The organism is Marinobacterium lacunae, from assembly GCF_000705555.1.
Lineage (GTDB): Bacteria > Pseudomonadota > Gammaproteobacteria > Pseudomonadales > Balneatricaceae > Marinobacterium_D > Marinobacterium_D lacunae.
In genome coordinates this window covers 151,283-169,190 of the sequence record NZ_JMQN01000015.1, presented here as the reverse complement: position 1 = coordinate 169,190, position 17,908 = coordinate 151,283, and the positions used below count along the sequence as shown (strand labels likewise).

Here is a 17,908-nt window from a genome sequence, read left to right as displayed (position 1 = left end):
TTTGCGACGATATTCCCCCTGCCGCTATAATCGCGACTCCGTGCAAAGCAAGGCAGCGAGTGGATGAGCGGCAACGACGAGAAAAGCAATCTGGCGGATGTCGCCTACGGATTGCTCAAGCGGGATCTGACCGAAGGGATCTTCAAACCCGGCGATAAACTGCTAATGAGCGCCCTGCGCGAGCGCTATGAAATTGGCGCAGGCCCCATGCGGGAGGCGTTGTCACGTCTGGTGGCGGACCGTCTGGTCACGGCGGAGAGTCAAAAGGGTTTTCGTGTGGCGCCCATGTCACTGGCGGAACTGAAGGATATCTACTTCGCGCGGGCACAGCTTGAAGCGCTGATCACCGAGCTCGCCGTCCAGAACGGCGACGAGAACTGGGAGGCCGGCATCGTCGCCAGTGCCCATACGCTCTCCAAAGTGACCGAGGTGCATAACGCCGACGAGATGCTGGGTCTGTGGGACAGCCGACACAAGGCTTTCCACCGCGCCATCGCCAGCGGCTGCGGATCCGCCAAGCTGATGGAGCTGCGCATGACCATGCTCGATCAGGCCGAGCGTTACCGGCAGCTATGGTTGAGGCAGACGGTGTTTTCCGCCGAGGCGCTGGAAACCAAGCGCAGAGAACATCAGGAACTGCTGGAGATTTTGCTTTCGCGCGACAGCGTCCAAGCGCGTCACATTATGTTTGAACACATGATGAACCCGATCCCGATCATCACCGAGATACTGGCCAGCCGCGGGCTTATTGGCTGACCGGCTCTGGCGAGGAAAAATCGGTATAGGGATGGTTGTACTGGGCATCGTTTCCCTTGGCAATTTCGAAACACTCGCAGGCATGACGCTTGGCTATCGAGACCACCCGGGCATCGAGCTGACCGGCCGTCACCTTGGCATCGAGCAGGTCCAGCACTTCGGAGAGCGTCATGCCCGGGCGATAGGGACGGGCCTGCACCAGGGCCTGGAATATATCCGCCACCGCCACAATACGGGCCTCGATACTCAGATCCCGCTCACTGGGGTGGAAGGGGTAGCCGCCTCCGTTAACACCCTCATGATGAAAGGCGGCCCAACGCGCTACATCACCGAGCCCCTCGATATGGCGCAAGATTTCATAGGTCTCGAAACTGTGCTGATTCATGATTGCACGCTCTATATCGCTGAGCGGCCCGGGCTTTTCCAGCACCTGGTCCGGGGTGTGCAGCTTGCCCAGATCATGCAGTAGCGCCGCAATCTCGATCTTGTCGCACTGTACGGGGGATAGATTCAGTGTCGTCGCCAGATAACGGGACAGATCCGCCACACGCAACGAGTGCTCTGCGGTAAAGGGACTTTTCTGGTCAACGATGTAGGCCAGAATCAATGAGAGCTGCTTGAGCTGCTCCAGCGACAGCGTCTCCCGTCGAGCCCTGGCGCCCATATCCCAGGTGTAGCGGGTGACATGTCGATCTTCGAGTGCGATCCAGAACGCTTCAAAGCGCTGGAGGCGTCGAAAGGCCTCAATAAACTCGGGTGCGAAGTAGTGTCCGGTGTATTGCTCAATCGTCGCCAGCACCCCCTCACGGGCCAGCAGGATATCGACGCCGTAATGGGGCGCCGCAACCACATCGATACGATCGGCCAGAAAGATCAGGTTGGCCATACGCGTCTCGCGCGCTCCGACACCCTCCTTGGGGTATTCATCCCACCGCGTATGGTGATGCAGCACCGGCACCGCGTATCGGGACAGCGGCTGGAAGCTGCTCAGCAGCCGATAGCCGATCTGGCAGTGAAGATCCGCTTCTTCCCAATCGAAATGGTTTACAAGCCCTGCGTGCATCTGCTCGGTCGAGACACCGCAGTCATGCAGCAGACCCAGTTCAAACAGATACTCCAGATCCTCTTCACCCCATCCCAGCTGATGTCCGAGCTGACTGGCAATAAAGGCTACACGTTTGCCGTGATTGGTATCGTTCATCCCCACCAGCGACACGGCGGTCTCGATGGCGAGAATCATCTGCCTCAAATCGACGTGTAACGACGTATCGGGATTCATTGACTCGTCTGGCCTCAGTCCGGGAATCGGGCACCTGCACCAACCATAGACAATAACCCGGTCAGGCACCATCGATGCCAGCGGATGCCTTGATGACGGTCAGATAAAAAAGGGCCGCCTTTATGGGGCGGCCCGGAAAGCACGACGATCAATCGTACCGGGGTGATGAGATGCGTGTAGCAGCCGTTAGCGGGCGAACATCTCGCGCGCGATGGACGAGAGGGTCTCGACGATCTGATCAATATGCGCTTTCTCGATGGTCAGTGGCGGTGAGAAGGCGATGATGTCACCGACCGCACGCACGGACATCCCCTTCTCGTAGCAACGCTGCATGATCTTCGAGCCCACCAGCGAGCCATCCGGCGCTGCAAACTGCACCGCACCGATCAGGCCATAGTTACGCACATCGACAATGCCCGGCTCGCCGTTAAGGGAGTGCAGCGAGGACTGCCAGTAGTCACCGATTTCGCCGCTTGCGCGCTCCAGCAGCCCCTCTTCGTCATAGATATCCATGGTCGCAAGGCCCGCAGCACAGGCGATCGGGTGCGCTGAATAGGTGTAGCCGTGGAAGAACTCGATAGCCCCTTCGGCTCCGGCGTTGATCACCGTGTCGCAGATCTCATCGCGCACGAACACCGCACCCAGTGGCACAGTACCGTTGGTGATGCCCTTGGCGGAGGTGATCATGTCCGGCTCTACTTCGAAACGGTTAGACGCAAACGAAGCACCCAAGCGGCCCCAGCCGGTAATGACCTCATCAAAGATCAGCAGTACGTCATGCTTGGTGCAGAGCTCACGCAGCTTTTTCAGGTAACCGATCGGCGGCAGGATAACGCCACCGGCACCGGAAACCGGCTCAACGATGACCGCAGCGATGCTGTCCGGATCGTGGAACTGCAGCAGGTTCTCCAGCTCGTCAGCTCGTTCGATGCCCTGCTCCGGCAACCCCTTGCTGAATGCATTGCGCTTGAGATCAAGCGTATGCGGCAGATGGTCGACCGGCAGCAACGGCCCGAAGCCTTTGCGGTTATACGTCAAACCACCAACGGAGATACCGCCGAAGTTGACGCCGTGGTAGGCCTTCTCACGACCGATGAAGCGGTACTTGCCCTTCTTGCCACGGGCATTCTGGTAGGCCAGCGCAATCTTCAGTGCGCTCTCGACCGCCTCGGAGCCCGAGTTGGTGAAGAACACGCGATTCAGGTTTTCCGGCGTGTATTTCACCAGGCGCTCGGCGAATTCGAAGCCGATGTCGTGGCCGAGGTTGAACGGCGAGCTGTAATCCAGCTTCATCGCCTGCTGGGCGATGGCATCGGCGATCTTCTGACGGCCATGGCCGGCATTGACGCACCAAAGTCCACCGGTGGCGTCGAGAATCTTACGGCCGTCATCGCTGTACAACCACATGCCCTCGGCGCGCTCGATAATGCGCGGTGCCGCTTTGAAAGCTCTGTTTGCCGTGAACGGCATCCAGAAATGATCCATGCTTGAATAGTTCTTCATGTGTGCAGACCCGTGTTGGATTACGCGTTTAGCCAGATGCGATTCAGTCTAGGTCCGAAAACCGGTGGCGGAAAATGCCGGCGATTAAAAGCCCAGGTTTATGTTGATCAAACTTTTGCCGCCTCCTGCTTAAGTAGCCTTGGGTAATCCGTGTCGGATTGATTAACATGCACAAGAAACGTCGTGCAGGAACCGATCAACCATGAACACACGCAAATACTGGCTCGGACAGGTTGGCGATTTTGAGATCAAGCAGTTGCGGGTGTTTACCACCGTCGTACAGTGCGGCGGTTTCTCGGCAGCCGAAGCGGAGCTCAATATCACCCGCTCGACCATCAGCATCCATATCGCCAACCTTGAGTCACGCCTGAACCTCAAGCTGTGCCACCGCGGCCGAGCCGGTTTTGCACTGACGGACGAAGGCCGCATCATTTACGAATCGGCGCAGAAACTGTTCGACTCTGTCGAGGAGTTCCGAGCCACGGTAAACAACCTGAATGCCACACTGTCCGGTGATCTGCGCCTGATCTTTTCCGACACCGTCAGCGGAGACCCCCGCGTCTGCCTGCCCGAACTGATCAATGCCGTGGCTGAACGGGCTCCTGATGTGTATATCACCGTAGATGTCGCCTCCATGTCGGAGATCGAGCAGATGGTTATCAACGGTCAGGCAGAGGTGGGTTTCGTACCGATTCATCGGCAGATCGAGGGCCTTGACTATATCCATCTATTCACCGACACCTGCCGACTCTACTGCCACAAAAGCCATCCGCTGTTCGATCGTCCGGATGCAGAACTCAGCGAAGAGCTGATCGACCGCCAACCGTTCGTGCAGGCTGGGCTCAAGCCCCACAAGGACGCCGCAAGCCTGATCGAGCAGATGGACCTGCGCGCCACCGCCTACTATTACGAGACCCGCCTGGCGCTTATCCGCTCTGGACGGTACATCGGCTTCCTGCCGGAGTACTACGTTGCCAACTCGACCCAGCCCGGCGAGTTGCGCGCGCTTAAACCGGAGCAGAATCATTACGGCCTGCCCCTTGGGGCAATCGTTCGCAAATCGGCGCGCCCAAACAAGGCGCGCGAACTGTTTATCTCGCTATTGAGGGAAAGGCTCAACCTTCCCTTGACTTCAGCAGGATAAAACTCGGTTTTTTGACCAAAACGACAACGTTTGTCTTTACCGGCTATTTTTTTCTGTGATAATCGAAAAGTTTTGACTAACTTGCTAACCATTAGCCGAACTGTTTTTGGCTCGGCATACAATGGACGAAGGGGACAATAAGATGGCGAACAGCTACACGAAACGCTTTAGCAAGACCTTGCTGGCAGCGGCCACCGCACTGACAATTGTCGGCACAGCGCAGGCCGACACGTTCAAGATCGCATTGGCAGGTCCGGCGACCGGCCCAGTTGCCCAGTACGGCGACATGCAGAAAATCGGCGTTATGGCCGCTATCGACTACCTCAATGCCAACGGCGGCATCAACGGCATGGATGTGGAAGGCGTTATTTACGATGACGCCTGCGATCCGAAACAGGCCGTGGCCGTGGCCAACAAAATCGTCAACGACGGTATCACCCACGTTGTCGGTCACCTCTGCTCCAGCTCCACTGAACCGGCCTCTGACATCTATGAAGAGGAAGGCGTCCTGATGATTACCGCGGCGTCCACGTCGCCGACCATCACCGAAAAAGGCTACGGCATGATTTTCCGTACCATCGGTCTGGACAGCCTGCAGGGCTCAATGGCAACACAGTACATCCTCGATACCGCCAAGCCGAAAACTATCGCGGTTATCCATGACAAGCAGCAGTATGGCGAAGGTCTGGCAACCGTCGTGCGCGATGGTCTGGTAGCAGCCGGCGTTGAACCGGTGATGTTCGAAGGTGTTACCGCCGGTGATAAAGACTTCTCCGCGCTGATCGCCAAGCTGCAGAAAGCCGATGTGGATTTCGTCTACTACGGCGGCTACCACCCGGAACTGGGCCTGATCCTGCGCCAGGCAGCCGAGAAAGGCCTGAAAGCACAGTTCATGGGCCCTGAAGGTATCGTCAACTCCGATCTGGCGAAGATCGCAGGTGATGCTGTAGAAGGCGTACTGGCGACCGCACCGAAAGCGTTCGATCAGAACCCGGAAAACGCCGAGCGCGTAAAAGCGATCGAGGCCAAGGGTGAAGATCCCACCGGTCCGTTCGTCTTCCCGGCATACGCTGCCGTTCAGATCATGGCTGACACCGTCAAGGCTATCGACAGCACCGATTCCGTCAAGATGGCCGAATACATCAAGGCCAACAGCTTCGATACGGCAATCGGCACCGTCAAATATGACGACAAGGGCGACCTGACCGAGTCCACCTTCCTCGTGTACCAGCTGCACGCCGACGGATCCAAAACGCCCGCTCAGTGATCCTGAGTCGCGTTTAAACCCTGAACCCGAATACCCCTGTGCCAACAGCGCAGGGGTATCGTTTTATCTATCTGGTAAGTATCGATGACTGAAGCCAGCCTCTACCTTCTGCAGCAGATCATCAATGGACTGACTATCGGCTCGACCTACGCCCTGATCGCCATCGGCTACACGATGGTGTACGGCATTATCGGCATGATCAATTTCGCCCACGGCGAAATCTATATGATCGGATCCTACGTCTCCTTTATCGTGATCACAGGCCTCTTGGCCATGGGCAGTTTTGCCCTGCCACTGGTCCTGTTTATCGCACTTCTGGTTGCGATGCTGATCGCCAGCACCTATGGCTGGACGGTCGAGCGTGTCGCCTACCGACCGCTGCGCGGATCGAACCGCCTGATTGCCTTGATTTCGGCGATCGGTATGTCCATTTTCCTGCAAAACTATGTCGCTCTGGCCCAAGGCTCACGCGATGTTGCCCTGGCACCGCTGATCTCCGGCAGTGTGCTTGAGTTGGGTTCACTGGATACCTTCGAGGTTACCCTGTCTTGGATGCAGCTGCTGATCTGGGTTGTCACCCTGGTCACCATGACTTCCCTGACACTGTTCATCTCGCGCTCACGCATGGGACGCGCCTGCCGCGCCTGCGCTGAGGACTTGGGCATGACCAACCTGCTGGGTATCGACACCAACCGCATCATTTCGCTGACATTCGTCATCGGCGCGGCGCTGGCGGCGATCGCCGGCCTGTTGCTCGGCCTCTACTACGGTGTCATCAACCCGTTCATTGGCTTCATGGCGGGGCTCAAAGCGTTTACCGCTGCGGTGCTCGGCGGTATCGGATCGATTCCCGGCGCCATGCTTGGCGGGCTGATCCTGGGTGTTACTGAAGCACTGACCGCTGCCTACTTCCCGTCGGAATACAAGGATGTGGTGGCATTCGGACTGCTGGTCACCATCCTGTTGTTCCGACCCACCGGCATTCTGGGTAAACCGGAGGTGGAGAAAGTCTGATGCGCGGTTCACTCTACAACGCAATTTTCGCCGCCGGTATCACACTGGTACTGGCTTGCCTGATGCTGGGCGTACGTCTGGGGGCCGAGGGTACCACACTGGCCGTGACCGGTGCCGGTGCCGACCGCTGGGGCTGGATTCTGGCCGGCGTAGGGGTGGTATTCTTCGGCCAGCTGTTTGCCAATCAGGTCGACGCCCTGTTCGGTCGCATCCCCAAGCCCAATCTGAGCGCACTCAAGCCCCAAGGTTCGAGCTGGAACACGCTCAAGCCCTGGCTGCTGTCTGCACTGGTGGTCGGGCTGCTGGTGTGGCCCTTCATGGTGTCACGCGGGGCCGTCGATCTGGCTACCCTGACACTGATCTACATCATGCTCGGTCTTGGCCTGAACATTGTGGTCGGGCTGGCGGGTCTTCTCGACCTTGGCTATGTGGCGTTCTACGCCGTTGGCGCCTACACCTATGCCCTGCTGTCGGAATATTTCGGCTTTTCGTTCTGGATGTGCCTGCCGATCGCCGCCCTGCTGGCAGCAACATTCGGGTTCATTCTGGGCTTTCCGGTACTGCGCCTGCGTGGTGACTATCTGGCGATTGTGACGCTTGGGTTCGGTGAGATGATCCGTATCCTGCTTAACAACTGGACCAGCATCACCGGCGGCCCCAATGGGATTTCCGGTATCGAGAAACCGACCCTGTTCGGCCTTGAGTTCAGTCGTCGCGCCAGCGAGGGCAACCAGACCTTCCACGAGTTTTTTGGCATCGATTACAGCAGCGGGCACAAGGTTATCTTCCTCTACCTGATCGCCGTACTGCTGGTCATTATCGTGATCTATCTGATCAACCGCCTGATGCGCATGCCGATTGGCCGCGCTTGGGAAGCGTTGCGTGAGGATGAGATCGCCTGCCGCTCGCTCGGTCTTAACCGTACGGTCATCAAGCTGTCGGCGTTTACACTTGGCGCATCGACCGCTGGATTCGCCGGATGCTTCTTCGCTGCACGTCAGGGCTTTATCAGTCCCGAGTCGTTCATCTTCATCGAGTCGGCGATCATTCTGGCAATAGTGGTACTCGGCGGAATGGGCTCCCAGATCGGTGTAATTCTGGCCGCCATCGTGATGACGATCCTGCCGGAACTGGCGCGCGAGTTCTCCGACTACCGCATGCTGATGTTCGGCCTGCTGATGGTCGTGATGATGCGCTGGCGCCCGGAAGGACTGGTACCGATGAAACGCCCCCACCTGGAGTTGAAATAAATGAGTCAGTTGCTGCTTGATGTAAACGAGCTGACCATGCGCTTCGGTGGTCTGCTCGCGGTAAATGCGGTCAACCTGAAAGTCAGGAACCGACAGATCGTATCGATCATTGGCCCAAACGGGGCCGGCAAAACCACGGTGTTCAACTGTCTGTCGGGGTTCTATATACCCACCGACGGCAGTGTGTTGTTCAACGGTGATCAGTTGGCCGGGTTGAAAGACTTCCAGATCTCGCGCAAGGGACTGGTACGCACCTTTCAGCACGTGCGGCTGTTCTCGAAGATGACCGTGATCGAAAACATGCTGGTGGCTCAACACCGCCATCTGAATACCAACCTGTTCGCAGGCATGTTCAAAACACCGAGCTATCGCCGTCTGGAACAGGAAGCGATGGACCGCGCTATCTATTGGCTCGAAGAGGTCGACCTGTTGCAGCATGCCAACCGTGAGGCGGGCTATCTCGCCTATGGTCAACAGCGTAAGCTGGAGATCGCCCGCTGCATGTCGACTCAGCCGGAACTGCTGTTGCTCGACGAACCGGCAGCTGGCCTGAACCCCTTCGAAACCAAGGAGCTGGACCAGCTGATCATCCGTCTGCGCGACGAGCATGAAATATCGGTGCTGCTGATCGAGCACGATATGGGGCTGGTCATGGGTATCTCCGATCACATCTACGTCATCGCCCAGGGCACACCACTGGCCGACGGCACACCCGATGAGGTGAAGCAGAACCCCGATGTCATCAAAGCTTACCTGGGGGAGAGCTAAGCATGCTTGAACTCAAAAATGTGAACACTCACTACGGTCAGATTCAGGCCCTTCACGATGTTTCCATCGAGGTCAACAAGGGTGAGATCGTCACCCTGATCGGCGCCAACGGTGCCGGCAAGACCACGCTGATGATGACGGTGTGCGGCTCGCCGCAGGCAAGCTCCGGCGAGATTCTGTTCGAGGGCGAATCAATTCGCCAGATGTCCACGTCACTGATCATGCGCAAGGGACTGGCCGTGGTTCCCGAAGGTCGTCGGATCTTCTCGGGGCTGACCGTGGCCGAAAACCTGCACATGGGCGCATACTTCAGTGACAAGGATGCCTACGAAGCCCAACTCGATCATGTATTGGGGCTGTTTCCACGCCTGAAGGAGCGTTACCATCAGCGCGGTGGAACCATGTCCGGTGGCGAACAGCAGATGCTGTCCATTGGCCGGGCGCTGATGAGCCATCCGCGCCTGCTATTGCTCGACGAGCCGTCCCTTGGTCTGGCTCCGATCATCATCCAGCAGATTTTCGAGATTATCGAACGCCTGCGTGAAGAGGGTGTCACAATCTTCCTGGTTGAGCAGAACGCCAACCAGGCGCTGAAGATCGCCGACCGGGGCTACGTACTCGAGAACGGCCGTGTCGTAATGAGTGATACCGGCGAGGCACTTTTGACGCATGATGCTGTCAGGAAGGCCTATCTGGGCGGCTAATCCGGCAAGCTCGCCACTCAATCAACAGAGCGGTACCGGAAACGGTGCCGCTCTTCTTTTTGTCGTCAGAGGACGGCTGCTAGACTTGAGATTCACAGATGTTTAACGCAACCCAGAGCCGCCTGTTAACGGCCCGAATACCCGGCATGGATGGAGCCAGACCGTGAGACTGATCATCATTTCCCTCTCAGCCCTGTTTATAAGCCTGATGCTGATGAACGCCGGTAATGCGTTCCTGCTGACGTATCTGGGCATTCGGCTGGGTGCCGAAGGGGTTCCGCCGACGCAAGTCGGTTTCGTCATGGTGTGCTACTCCATCGGCTTTGTGATCGGCTCTCACTGGTGTACCAATCTGGTTGCCAAGGTCGGCCACATACGCACATTCGCCGCCCTGACCTCGCTGACGGCCATGGCCTCGATCAGTTATCCGCTGCTGGAGTCGGTGTACTTCTGGGCCATACTGCGCTTTGTCGGTGGCATCACCGCCGCGGGGCTGTTTGTGATTATCGAAAGCTGGTTTGGCGCGGTCGCGAACAACAACAACCGGGCAACGCTGTTCGCGCTCTATCAGATCGCGGCGTACGGCGCGTCCACCTCGGCACAGCTCACTGTCGGTTACACCGACCCGCTCAGTGCCGTACCGTTCACCGGCGCAGGTCTGGTATTGCTTGCCGCTATCATCCCGCTATCACTGTCGCGCATGCAGTCACCGGTGATTGAGCAAGGCGCCAAGATGTCGCTACTCTCTCTCTACAGAGAAGCGCCGCTCGGGCTCACCTGCGCGTTCACCGCGGGCATACTGCTCGGTGCCTATTACGCACTGGTACCGCTGTTTGGCAGCTTGACCGCGATGACTGTAAAACAGGTATCTCAGCTGATGACCGTATCGGTATTGATGGCGGTTCTGCTGGCCTGGCCCATCGGCTGGATCTGCGACCGTATCCAGCGCAGCAAGGTATTACTGGTCGTACTGTTGGTTGCGGCGATGCTGAGCAGTGCTGTGTCGATGACGGTAGAGATGGCGTTTACGATCCGTCTGTTTGTTACCGCTGTATTGCTCGGCCTTATGTCACTGGTCTACTCGCTCGGCGTGGCGCTTGCCAACGACCGCATCGACAGTAGCGCTCGCGTCGCCGCCAGCTCGGCGTTGATGCTCAGCTACGGCGCGGGGAGCATCATCGGACCGATCAGCGGCTCAATGCTGATGGAAGCGTTCAGACCGTCGGCCATGTTTATTGGCTTCGCCACTCTGCTAGTGGCTCTGGCACTCTACGTACGTTACCGCCAAAACCGCATGCCGCCACTGCCGATTACTGCGCAGGAGCAGTATGTGGCCAGTATGCCGGAGAGCCAACTCTCCAACGAATTCGACCCGCGTTATGAGGTCGAGGGAGAGAGCAACATTGAGGACATCTTCCCTGACGAGTGGGTAGACGCCTGGGGGGACGATGCCAAAAAAGAGAACGAACCCGAGCCTGCCGCCGTCAGTGCCGGCATAGAGGTTGGCGGCGAAATGATTGGCATGGAGGTACATCCGTTTGAGGACATCAAGGAGTTGAGCGCCCACGACCAGAGCGCACCCACCCATGACGCGGAACCGGCCAAGGAGGAGGAAACGTCTCCACCGCCCCCTGAAAAACCCGCCCCGTAAAGTTACGCCCAACCAACGCCGCTGCCCCATCAGCGGCGTTTTCGTTTTCTGTTTATCAATTTTTCATTTTTTTCTCCGCCTGTGTAAGGAATCTGCGATTCCCCCGACTACTGCAGCAAGAAGGGATGACGCACTCACTCTTCCGACAGATTTCACGCACAGAAACAGGCCACACAGAGGCCGACAAATCACAAACTGGAGATACACAAAATGGCTAAAACGACTACTACTGCTGCGGCTCTTGCACTGGCTCTGGGTACTGCAATCAGCGTCGCATCTCTGCCGGCCTCCGCCGACGAGATGAAAATGGAGAAATGCTACGGCGTGGCGCTTAAAGGCCAGAACGATTGCAAGGCTGGCCCCGGCACCACCTGCGCAGGCACCGCCAAGAAAGACTATCAGGGCAATGCCTTCAAGGCCGTACCTGCCGGCACCTGCACCCAGATGGAGTCCCCGACCTCTCCGACAGGCCACGGCCAGCTGGAAGCCTTCGAAGAGACTATGTAACGCATAAGTCGCGGCAGTCTCACCCAACTCACCGGAGTAACCGATATGAAGACACAGCCCAATTTAGTGCCCACTCGATTGGCTACACCGGCCGGTGAGACCGCCGCGCACCACAATTTAAAGGCACCTAGCCGGTTTAACACCCTGCCGGTTTCGGCCGGCATAGGCCTCAAGCCGGAGCATTATCAGGCACTGCTCGATCAGCTGCCGGAAATAGGCTTTCTTGAGGTGCATGCCGAAAACTATATGGTCGCGGGCGGCCCCTACCACCATTACCTCTCTCGCCTGCACGAACACTACGCACTGTCGATTCACGGTGTCGGCTTATCTATCGGGGGCGATGCGCCGCTCGATGAACACCACCTGAGCCGGCTGGTTACATTACTGGATCGCCACCCGCCCGAGCGCTTTTCGGAGCATCTGGCCTGGTCCAGCCATAGTGGAGAGTTTTTCAACGATCTGCTGCCACTGCCCTACACCGAGGAGCGTCTCAAGATCGTCTGCGAACACGTCGATCAGGTGCAAACACGGCTCAAGCGCCAGATTCTGCTGGAGAACCCCGCCACCTATGTACAGTTTGCCGCCTCGTCCATTCCGGAAACCGAATTTCTCTCGGCGGTGGTCGAGCGTACCGGCTGCGGCCTGCTGCTGGATGTAAACAACGTCTATGTCAGCTGCATCAACCATGGCCTTAACAGCCGTGACTACATCAGCGCACTGCCCTGCAACCGTGTGGGCGAGATCCATTTGGCGGGCTTCAGCCGTGACACTGACGCCGCGGGCGCTCCACTGCTGATCGATAGCCACGGCGCCCCTGTCGCTGATGCGGTCTGGAACCTCTACGCTTATGCACTTGAGCTGACAGGGCCAGTTGCCACACTTATCGAGCGGGACAACAACATCCCCCCGCTACCGATTCTGGTAGGCGAAGCGCTGAGAGCACAAAACCTGCTGCTGTCTCGGGTGGACGCTGCCATTGAGGAGCCCATGTTATGAACAGAACGCCTGAAGCTGACTTTCGGCAAGCGTTGCTTAACCCGGAATTGAGCGCACCAGCGGGATTGTGGGCGTGGAACGGCTCCGACCCCACCACGCGCTTCGATGTCTACCGCAACAACGTTATCGTGTCGCTGATCGAGGCGCTGGAGAGTACGTTTTCGGTGGTACAACGTCTGGTGGGCGAACAGTTCTTCCGAGCCATGGCACGGGAATACCTTCGCGAGCATATGCCCAATCATCCCGTTCTTGCCCGGTTCGGCGACAGCTTCCCCGGCTTCATAGCCGAATTCGAGCCAGCGTCATCGCTGCCTTATCTGGCGGATACTGCTCGACTGGAATGGGCCAGGGTACAGGCATACCACGCGATGGACGCCGGACCACTCTCCGCTGAAACGTTGCAAGTGGCATTGTCAGAACCCGAGCGCCTGCCCCAGCTGAGGATCAGTCTTCACCCATCCGCTCACCTGCTGCGCTCGCAATATGCCGCGGTGTCCCTCTGGGCCGCCCATCAGGATCTGATCCCCCTGAGTCAAGTCGATCCCTGGCAGCCGGAGCAAGCACTGATCCTGCGCCCTCAACTGGAAGTCGAGGTTATCCCTCTCGATAGAGCGACAGCAGCCTTCACCGCCTGCCTGATTGACGGACTGACTTTGGGCGCTGCGGTGGACGAGACACTGAACACACACAGCGATTTTGATCTTAACGCCGCTCTAGCCTTGCTGCTTCAGCGTCAGGCACTGCACGTGCTGAGCTATTAAGGACCACCATCATGAATACATCCGTCATGCCATCTGCCCGACACAAACCCAATCCCGTGGTTCGGTGTGTACAGCAAGCGGTCGCCGCCCTCAGCCACATTCCCGAAACGCTGATCATATTGCTGTCACGCTTCTCCATCGCCGCAATCTTCTGGACATCCGGCCAGACCAAGATCGAGGGCTTCGCGGTGAATTTCATCGACGGCACCTTTGAACTGGGCTGGCCGCACTTTGCAGGCTCGACCCTTTACCTGTTCCGCGAAGAGTATGCCTTGCCGCTGCTACCAGTCGAGTTCGCGGCAACGCTTGCAACCATCGCCGAACACCTCTTTCCCGTGCTGCTTCTGGCAGGACTGGCTACTCGCTTCTCAGCACTGGCCCTGCTGATCATGACCATTGTGATTCAGCTGTTTGTCTATCCCGGTGCTTACCCGACACATGGCGTCTGGGCCGCGGTGCTGCTTTACCTGATGGTGCGCGGCCCAGGCCGTTTGTCGATCGATTACTGGATAAAACGCCACTTCTCTTGATAAAACACGCAACTCTCTGTTGCCGACTTGACGGATAGGTCAACAAAGTCCAACTTAAGTACTGCGGTATTCGTCATCACCGTAGCGAGTGACATCAAGTCGCACATGCACGAAGGGCCTCAGTTACGCTGAGGCCCTTTCTCATCTGTTGATCCCAACACTGCCTGCTGGAGCTAAAAGCGTGATACCGGCCGCTTATCTGCTCGTCGTCCTTATTTGGTCGACGACCCCCATCACCGTTGCCTGGAGCGGCGAAAGTGTCGACCCGGTCGCCGCCGCAGGCATCCGCATGGCAATAGCGGCCGTGGTCGGCATGCTGATTCTAGCCGTTCGCCGCATCAAGCTCCGGCTCGACTCGTTGGCGATCAAGTCTTATGTCGCGGCAACGCTTGGCACTTTCGGCGCCATGTGCTGCGTCTACCTGTCAGCCCGCTACATTCCATCCGGCTTGATTTCGGTGCTCTTCGGCCTGGCTCCGATGCTGTCAGCGCTGTTCAGCCGGTTCGTGTTTGATGGCGAGGCTTTTCCGCCACATCGCTGGTTTTCATGCCTGATCGCGCTGTTGGGCCTTGCTATCGTATTCATGGATGATGTGGCCCTGGGCCCTGAGAGCTGGACAGGCATAGGGCTGTTGCTGATGGGTGTGAGCTTCTTCAGCCTTAGCGGTGTCATGGTGAAACAGCAAGCCGCTGGTCTCGACCCGCTGGTACAAACGCTCGGTTCGCTGATTCTGTCACTGCCTTGCTATACCCTGACCTGGTACCTGCTGGACGGCAGCTGGCAACCGCTGGATCCGGCTACGCGCTCGTTCTGGTCTATCGTTTATCTAGCCTTGGTCGGATCGCTGCTCGGCTTCGCCTCGTACTACTTCGTGCTCAAGCATCTGAGCGCGAGCACCGTCGCGCTGGTGACACTGATTACGCCTATATTCGCACTGTTGCTGGGCCATCTGTTCAACGATGAGCCCCTGAGCGAACGCTTGTACATCGGATCGGTGGTCATTCTCGGTGGATTGGCGAGCTTCTTCTTTGGCGGCTCACTATTCTCTCCGCGCAAGGTGAGAATACAGGGGTAAATTGCCTTTCCCGCCGGGGAGAACAATACTGCTATGAAACCCGCCGGGAATTCGATGACCATGAAACAGCTGACCCTGATCCGTCATGCAAAATCCAGCTGGGATAATCCGGGGCTGCGCGACTTCGACAGGCCACTTAATGCACGCGGCATGCGCGACCTTCCGCTGATGGCGGCGCGGGTGAAAGCCTTTGGCCTCATACCTCAAAGGCTTCTGTACAGCAGCGCAACCCGGACAGCCGTCACCGCCAGAACACTGGCGCAGACGCTCGCGCTGGAGGATCGCAACTGCATGGCGATCCCCGAAATGTATGAAGCATGCTGGGAGACCCTACTTAACGTATTGCAGGGGCAACCGGACCACCTCGACAGCATCATGCTCGTTGGCCACAATCCGGGTATTGCTGACCTGGGTGCCTACCTGAGCGGACAGACTCTGCACCACTTCCCGACCTCGGCTGTACACCACCTGATGCTCAATGTATTGAGCTGGACCGAACTGGCCGAAAGCTGCGGCAGCACCCAGATCTTCGATTATCCCAAACTGCATACCTGAACAGTTCCGTTACTGCTCTGCGCGGCACCCGCGTTTTCCGATAAAATTGCCTCTTTCACTCAGACGCAACTGAGGCACCTGTGCATCTCTACCTGCAAACCCTAGCGTTCACCGGCACCATTGTCGCACCGATCTTTTTCATCCTATTTCTCGGCTTTTTTCTGCTACGCCTGCGCGTGATCAACGAGAATTTCGTCAACACCGCGTCCAAATTAGTCTTCACGCTCACGCTTCCGGCGCTGGTGTTCCTAGCCATCGCCCGGATGGACTTCCACGCCACGTTCAACCCCGAACTGCTGGGTTATGTGCTAATCGCCACGCTGATCACCTATGCGCTGATCTGGTGGTTGGGCAGTCGCTGGATCAGTCAGCCCTCGGACCTGGCCGCCTTTATCCAGGGCGCGTATCGCAGCAACTACGGCATTATTGGCCTGGCGGTATCCTATAACTTGTTTGGCCAGTCCGGGCTGGCCCAGGCATCACTGCTGCTGGCGCTGATCATTCCGCTCTACAACGTATTGGCTATCATCTGCCTGACCCTGCCACTGAAACGGGCGGACGGACTGCGACTGGGGCGCATTGCGCTGGAGGTGGCGCGTAACCCCCTGATACTGGCCGTTGTACTGGCCCTTCCCTTCTCTTACTTCAATATCGGGCTGCCGGCGCTGATTGCGCGCACCGGCGACTACTTCGCCGATTTAACACTGCCTCTGGCGTTGCTGGCTATCGGTGGAACATTGAATCTTAAAAGCCTGCGCAACAGCTCCGGTACCGCGTTCTGGGCCACCCTGATCAAACTGGTCTTGCTCCCTGGTCTGGTCACCCCAGTGGCCTGGCTGGCCGGATTCCGCGGTGAAGAGCTGGTCATCCTGATGGTGTTGTTCGCCAGTCCTACAGCGGCGGCCAGCTTCGTCATGGCCAAGGCGATGGGTGCCAATGCAGAGCTCTCAGCCAACGTAATCCTGACCACTACACTCGGTTCCGTCATCACTCTTAGCAGTGCCATCTACCTGGTCAAGCTGATGGGCGTCATTTAAATTGAAGTCTGCCAACGCGCCTCTGGAAACCATGTCATGCTGAAGATTTTTCGCGATGCCCGTACCGCCAAACTGGTTGCAGCCCTCAGCAGCGGTGATCGCGACACGCTGGCCAAACTGGCGGCCAAGGTGGATAAACAACAGCTGAGTACACCACTAAGCGAGGGCCTGAATGCAGCTGAGCTAGCTCTGCGAGCCGGACAGCCCGACGCGCTGACCTGGGTGCTTGAGCGCACCGAGTCGGCCAATAGCCTGGATGCAAATGGTGCTCCTTACACGCTGATCGCGCTACGTCATGCCGAGCATAGTCTGGGGTTGCTGAACGCACTGCTGCAGGCCGGGGCCGATGCCAACGCACACTTCGAGGGCCGCTCGCTGCTGCACTGGTGCTTCGATTGCGTCAAGCCGGAGCAGCTAATGCTGCACCTAAGCCGACTGGTACAGCACGGTGCCGACCTAAGTCACGGGGACGAGCTGGTCAGCCTGGCGATGCTTGAGAATGACCAGGCCACGGTACATTTTCTGATTCACTCCGGCGCCCCGCTGCCGGAAGCGCTCGATCGGATCGATTGCAGCGAGGCCATGCGCGACTATGCCAAACGCTGTGCCGACGACAAGAGAATCAGAGAGATGATGTTGGGCAACCGCTGAGCGGCAGAGAGATCGGTCATAATTCAGTGAGATGCCGTTACTCCGTGCAGGGATTCCAGATCCAGTTGATCGCCAACCCTGACACCCAAGCGCTCAAAAGCCCCCTGCTTCACCTCCAGTCCATACATGACCGGAGTCTGACTGGGGACCAACTCCAGGCTGTACGGCTGCATCGGCAGTATCTGACGGATGACGCCCCGGCGGTCGATATAGGCAATCGACAGCGCCGTCGGTGTATCCTTCATCCAGAACATCCGAATTTGCTCATCCGGATACACGAACAGCATCGCCATGTCGTCGCTCAGATCCGCACGCCCCATCAGCCCCCTCTGGCGGGCCTCGGGCGTGGCAGCGATCTCGGTGCGAAAGCTGGCCGGGCCAACCTGAAGCGTGCGCACCATTGTGCTCTGGCCGCTGCACGCAAGGGAGATAACGGAGAAAACCAAGAGCAGCGCCAGCC

Annotated in this window: 19 protein-coding genes; 16 read left to right on the top strand and 3 right to left on the bottom strand. The window is 57.9% G+C overall.

Going from position 1 to position 17,908, the window contains the following annotated elements:
• Nucleotides 1-63 precede the first annotated feature (63 nt).
• Nucleotides 64-756 carry a DNA-binding transcriptional regulator CsiR gene (csiR, locus tag ADIMK_RS05440; RefSeq protein WP_036184675.1) on the top strand — a complete coding sequence of 231 codons (693 nt, stop codon included), beginning with the start codon at nt 64-66 and terminating at the stop codon, nt 754-756.
• Here the strand turns inward: csiR and ADIMK_RS05435 are convergent.
• Both ADIMK_RS05435 and aptA read right to left on the bottom strand, forming a co-directional pair.
• A complete protein-coding gene (locus ADIMK_RS05435) occupies nt 746-2,035 on the bottom strand; it encodes an HD-GYP domain-containing protein (protein ID WP_036184672.1) in 1,290 nt (429 codons plus the stop codon). The two genes, csiR and ADIMK_RS05435, sit on opposite strands and share 11 nt — an antisense overlap.
• Nucleotides 2,036-2,221: 186 nt before the next feature.
• Nucleotides 2,222-3,538, bottom strand: coding sequence for an omega-aminotransferase AptA (gene aptA / locus ADIMK_RS05430; RefSeq protein ID WP_036184669.1), 1,317 nt, complete (start codon nt 3,536-3,538; stop codon nt 2,222-2,224).
• 202 nt (nt 3,539-3,740) lie between these two features.
• Here aptA and ADIMK_RS05425 point away from each other — a divergent pair, with 202 nt between their 5' ends.
• The 15 genes from ADIMK_RS05425 (at nt 3,741) to ADIMK_RS05355 (ending at nt 17,448) form a co-directional block, all read left to right on the top strand.
• Entirely contained in the window at nt 3,741-4,682 is a 942-nt protein-coding gene (locus tag ADIMK_RS05425; RefSeq protein ID WP_036184662.1) for a LysR family transcriptional regulator, read from the top strand.
• Nucleotides 4,683-4,824: 142 nt separating this feature from the next.
• The gene (locus ADIMK_RS05420; protein WP_036184659.1) at nt 4,825-5,949 is read left to right on the top strand and encodes a high-affinity branched-chain amino acid ABC transporter substrate-binding protein; all 1,125 of its coding nucleotides are present in this window, start codon (nt 4,825-4,827) and stop codon (nt 5,947-5,949) included.
• An 84-nt stretch (nt 5,950-6,033) separates the two neighbouring features.
• Complete coding sequence (gene livH, locus ADIMK_RS05415) at nt 6,034-6,963, top strand: high-affinity branched-chain amino acid ABC transporter permease LivH (protein ID WP_036184658.1); 930 nt, start codon at nt 6,034-6,036, stop codon at nt 6,961-6,963.
• Nucleotides 6,963-8,213: a high-affinity branched-chain amino acid ABC transporter permease LivM gene (locus ADIMK_RS05410; RefSeq protein WP_036184655.1), complete on the top strand. Its 1,251-nt coding sequence runs from the start codon at nt 6,963-6,965 to the stop codon at nt 8,211-8,213. The genes livH and ADIMK_RS05410 overlap by 1 nt, the downstream gene beginning before the upstream one ends.
• Nucleotides 8,214-8,981: a high-affinity branched-chain amino acid ABC transporter ATP-binding protein LivG gene (gene livG / locus ADIMK_RS05405; RefSeq protein WP_036184653.1), complete on the top strand. Its 768-nt coding sequence runs from the start codon at nt 8,214-8,216 to the stop codon at nt 8,979-8,981.
• 2 nt (nt 8,982-8,983) lie between these two features.
• Nucleotides 8,984-9,685 carry an ABC transporter ATP-binding protein gene (locus ADIMK_RS05400; protein ID WP_036184651.1) on the top strand — a complete coding sequence of 234 codons (702 nt, stop codon included), beginning with the start codon at nt 8,984-8,986 and terminating at the stop codon, nt 9,683-9,685.
• A gap of 163 nt (nt 9,686-9,848) precedes the next feature.
• Nucleotides 9,849-11,336: an MFS transporter gene (locus tag ADIMK_RS05395; RefSeq protein WP_051692505.1), complete on the top strand. Its 1,488-nt coding sequence runs from the start codon at nt 9,849-9,851 to the stop codon at nt 11,334-11,336.
• Nucleotides 11,337-11,546: 210 nt separating this feature from the next.
• The gene (locus tag ADIMK_RS05390; protein WP_036184649.1) at nt 11,547-11,843 is read left to right on the top strand and encodes a BufA1 family periplasmic bufferin-type metallophore; all 297 of its coding nucleotides are present in this window, start codon (nt 11,547-11,549) and stop codon (nt 11,841-11,843) included.
• A 45-nt stretch (nt 11,844-11,888) separates the two neighbouring features.
• Nucleotides 11,889-12,839, top strand: a complete 951-nt coding sequence (bufB, locus tag ADIMK_RS05385) for an MNIO family bufferin maturase (RefSeq protein WP_081849673.1) — start codon at nt 11,889-11,891, stop codon at nt 12,837-12,839.
• Nucleotides 12,836-13,600, top strand: coding sequence for an HvfC/BufC N-terminal domain-containing protein (locus tag ADIMK_RS05380; RefSeq protein ID WP_036184648.1), 765 nt, complete (start codon nt 12,836-12,838; stop codon nt 13,598-13,600). The genes bufB and ADIMK_RS05380 overlap by 4 nt, the downstream gene beginning before the upstream one ends.
• 11 nt (nt 13,601-13,611) lie before the next feature.
• Nucleotides 13,612-14,130 (top strand): DoxX family protein, encoded by a 519-nt coding sequence (locus tag ADIMK_RS05375; protein WP_231517003.1) that lies wholly within the window; start codon nt 13,612-13,614, stop codon nt 14,128-14,130.
• 181 nt (nt 14,131-14,311) lie between these two features.
• Nucleotides 14,312-15,205 carry a DMT family transporter gene (locus ADIMK_RS05370; RefSeq protein WP_051692503.1) on the top strand — a complete coding sequence of 298 codons (894 nt, stop codon included), beginning with the start codon at nt 14,312-14,314 and terminating at the stop codon, nt 15,203-15,205.
• A gap of 60 nt (nt 15,206-15,265) precedes the next feature.
• Nucleotides 15,266-15,760 (top strand): SixA phosphatase family protein, encoded by a 495-nt coding sequence (locus tag ADIMK_RS05365; RefSeq protein WP_036185268.1) that lies wholly within the window; start codon nt 15,266-15,268, stop codon nt 15,758-15,760.
• A gap of 80 nt (nt 15,761-15,840) precedes the next feature.
• Nucleotides 15,841-16,797 carry an AEC family transporter gene (locus ADIMK_RS05360; protein ID WP_036184641.1) on the top strand — a complete coding sequence of 319 codons (957 nt, stop codon included), beginning with the start codon at nt 15,841-15,843 and terminating at the stop codon, nt 16,795-16,797.
• 36 nt (nt 16,798-16,833) lie between these two features.
• The gene (locus ADIMK_RS05355) at nt 16,834-17,448 is read left to right on the top strand and encodes a hypothetical protein (RefSeq protein ID WP_036184639.1); all 615 of its coding nucleotides are present in this window, start codon (nt 16,834-16,836) and stop codon (nt 17,446-17,448) included.
• Nucleotides 17,449-17,471: 23 nt separating this feature from the next.
• Here ADIMK_RS05355 and ADIMK_RS05350 read toward each other — a convergent pair whose 3' ends face one another.
• On the bottom strand, nt 17,472-17,849 hold the full coding sequence (locus ADIMK_RS05350; RefSeq protein ID WP_051692501.1) for a DUF192 domain-containing protein: 378 nt from the start codon (nt 17,847-17,849) through the stop codon (nt 17,472-17,474).
• Nucleotides 17,850-17,908 lie beyond the last annotated feature (59 nt).

Excerpts from the sequence above, each read along its gene's own strand:
- ADIMK_RS05390 (WP_036184649.1), top strand. The coding sequence starts at position 11,547 with ATGGCTAAAACGACTACTACTGCTGCGGCTCTTGCACTGGCTCTGGGT.
- bufB (WP_081849673.1), top strand. The coding sequence starts at position 11,889 with ATGAAGACACAGCCCAATTTAGTGCCCACTCGATTGGCTACACCGGCC.
- ADIMK_RS05375 (WP_231517003.1), top strand. The coding sequence starts at position 13,612 with ATGAATACATCCGTCATGCCATCTGCCCGACACAAACCCAATCCCGTG.
- ADIMK_RS05380 (WP_036184648.1), top strand. The coding sequence starts at position 12,836 with ATGAACAGAACGCCTGAAGCTGACTTTCGGCAAGCGTTGCTTAACCCG.
- ADIMK_RS05400 (WP_036184651.1), top strand. The coding sequence starts at position 8,984 with ATGCTTGAACTCAAAAATGTGAACACTCACTACGGTCAGATTCAGGCC.
- livH (WP_036184658.1), top strand. The coding sequence starts at position 6,034 with ATGACTGAAGCCAGCCTCTACCTTCTGCAGCAGATCATCAATGGACTG.
- ADIMK_RS05425 (WP_036184662.1), top strand. The coding sequence starts at position 3,741 with ATGAACACACGCAAATACTGGCTCGGACAGGTTGGCGATTTTGAGATC.
- ADIMK_RS05350 (WP_051692501.1), bottom strand. The coding sequence starts at position 17,849 with ATGGTGCGCACGCTTCAGGTTGGCCCGGCCAGCTTTCGCACCGAGATC.
- ADIMK_RS05410 (WP_036184655.1), top strand. The coding sequence starts at position 6,963 with ATGCGCGGTTCACTCTACAACGCAATTTTCGCCGCCGGTATCACACTG.
- livG (WP_036184653.1), top strand. The coding sequence starts at position 8,214 with ATGAGTCAGTTGCTGCTTGATGTAAACGAGCTGACCATGCGCTTCGGT.
- csiR (WP_036184675.1), top strand. The coding sequence starts at position 64 with ATGAGCGGCAACGACGAGAAAAGCAATCTGGCGGATGTCGCCTACGGA.
- ADIMK_RS05420 (WP_036184659.1), top strand. The coding sequence starts at position 4,825 with ATGGCGAACAGCTACACGAAACGCTTTAGCAAGACCTTGCTGGCAGCG.
- ADIMK_RS05365 (WP_036185268.1), top strand. The coding sequence starts at position 15,266 with ATGAAACAGCTGACCCTGATCCGTCATGCAAAATCCAGCTGGGATAAT.
- ADIMK_RS05355 (WP_036184639.1), top strand. The coding sequence starts at position 16,834 with ATGCTGAAGATTTTTCGCGATGCCCGTACCGCCAAACTGGTTGCAGCC.
- ADIMK_RS05435 (WP_036184672.1), bottom strand. The coding sequence starts at position 2,035 with ATGAATCCCGATACGTCGTTACACGTCGATTTGAGGCAGATGATTCTC.
- aptA (WP_036184669.1), bottom strand. The coding sequence starts at position 3,538 with ATGAAGAACTATTCAAGCATGGATCATTTCTGGATGCCGTTCACGGCA.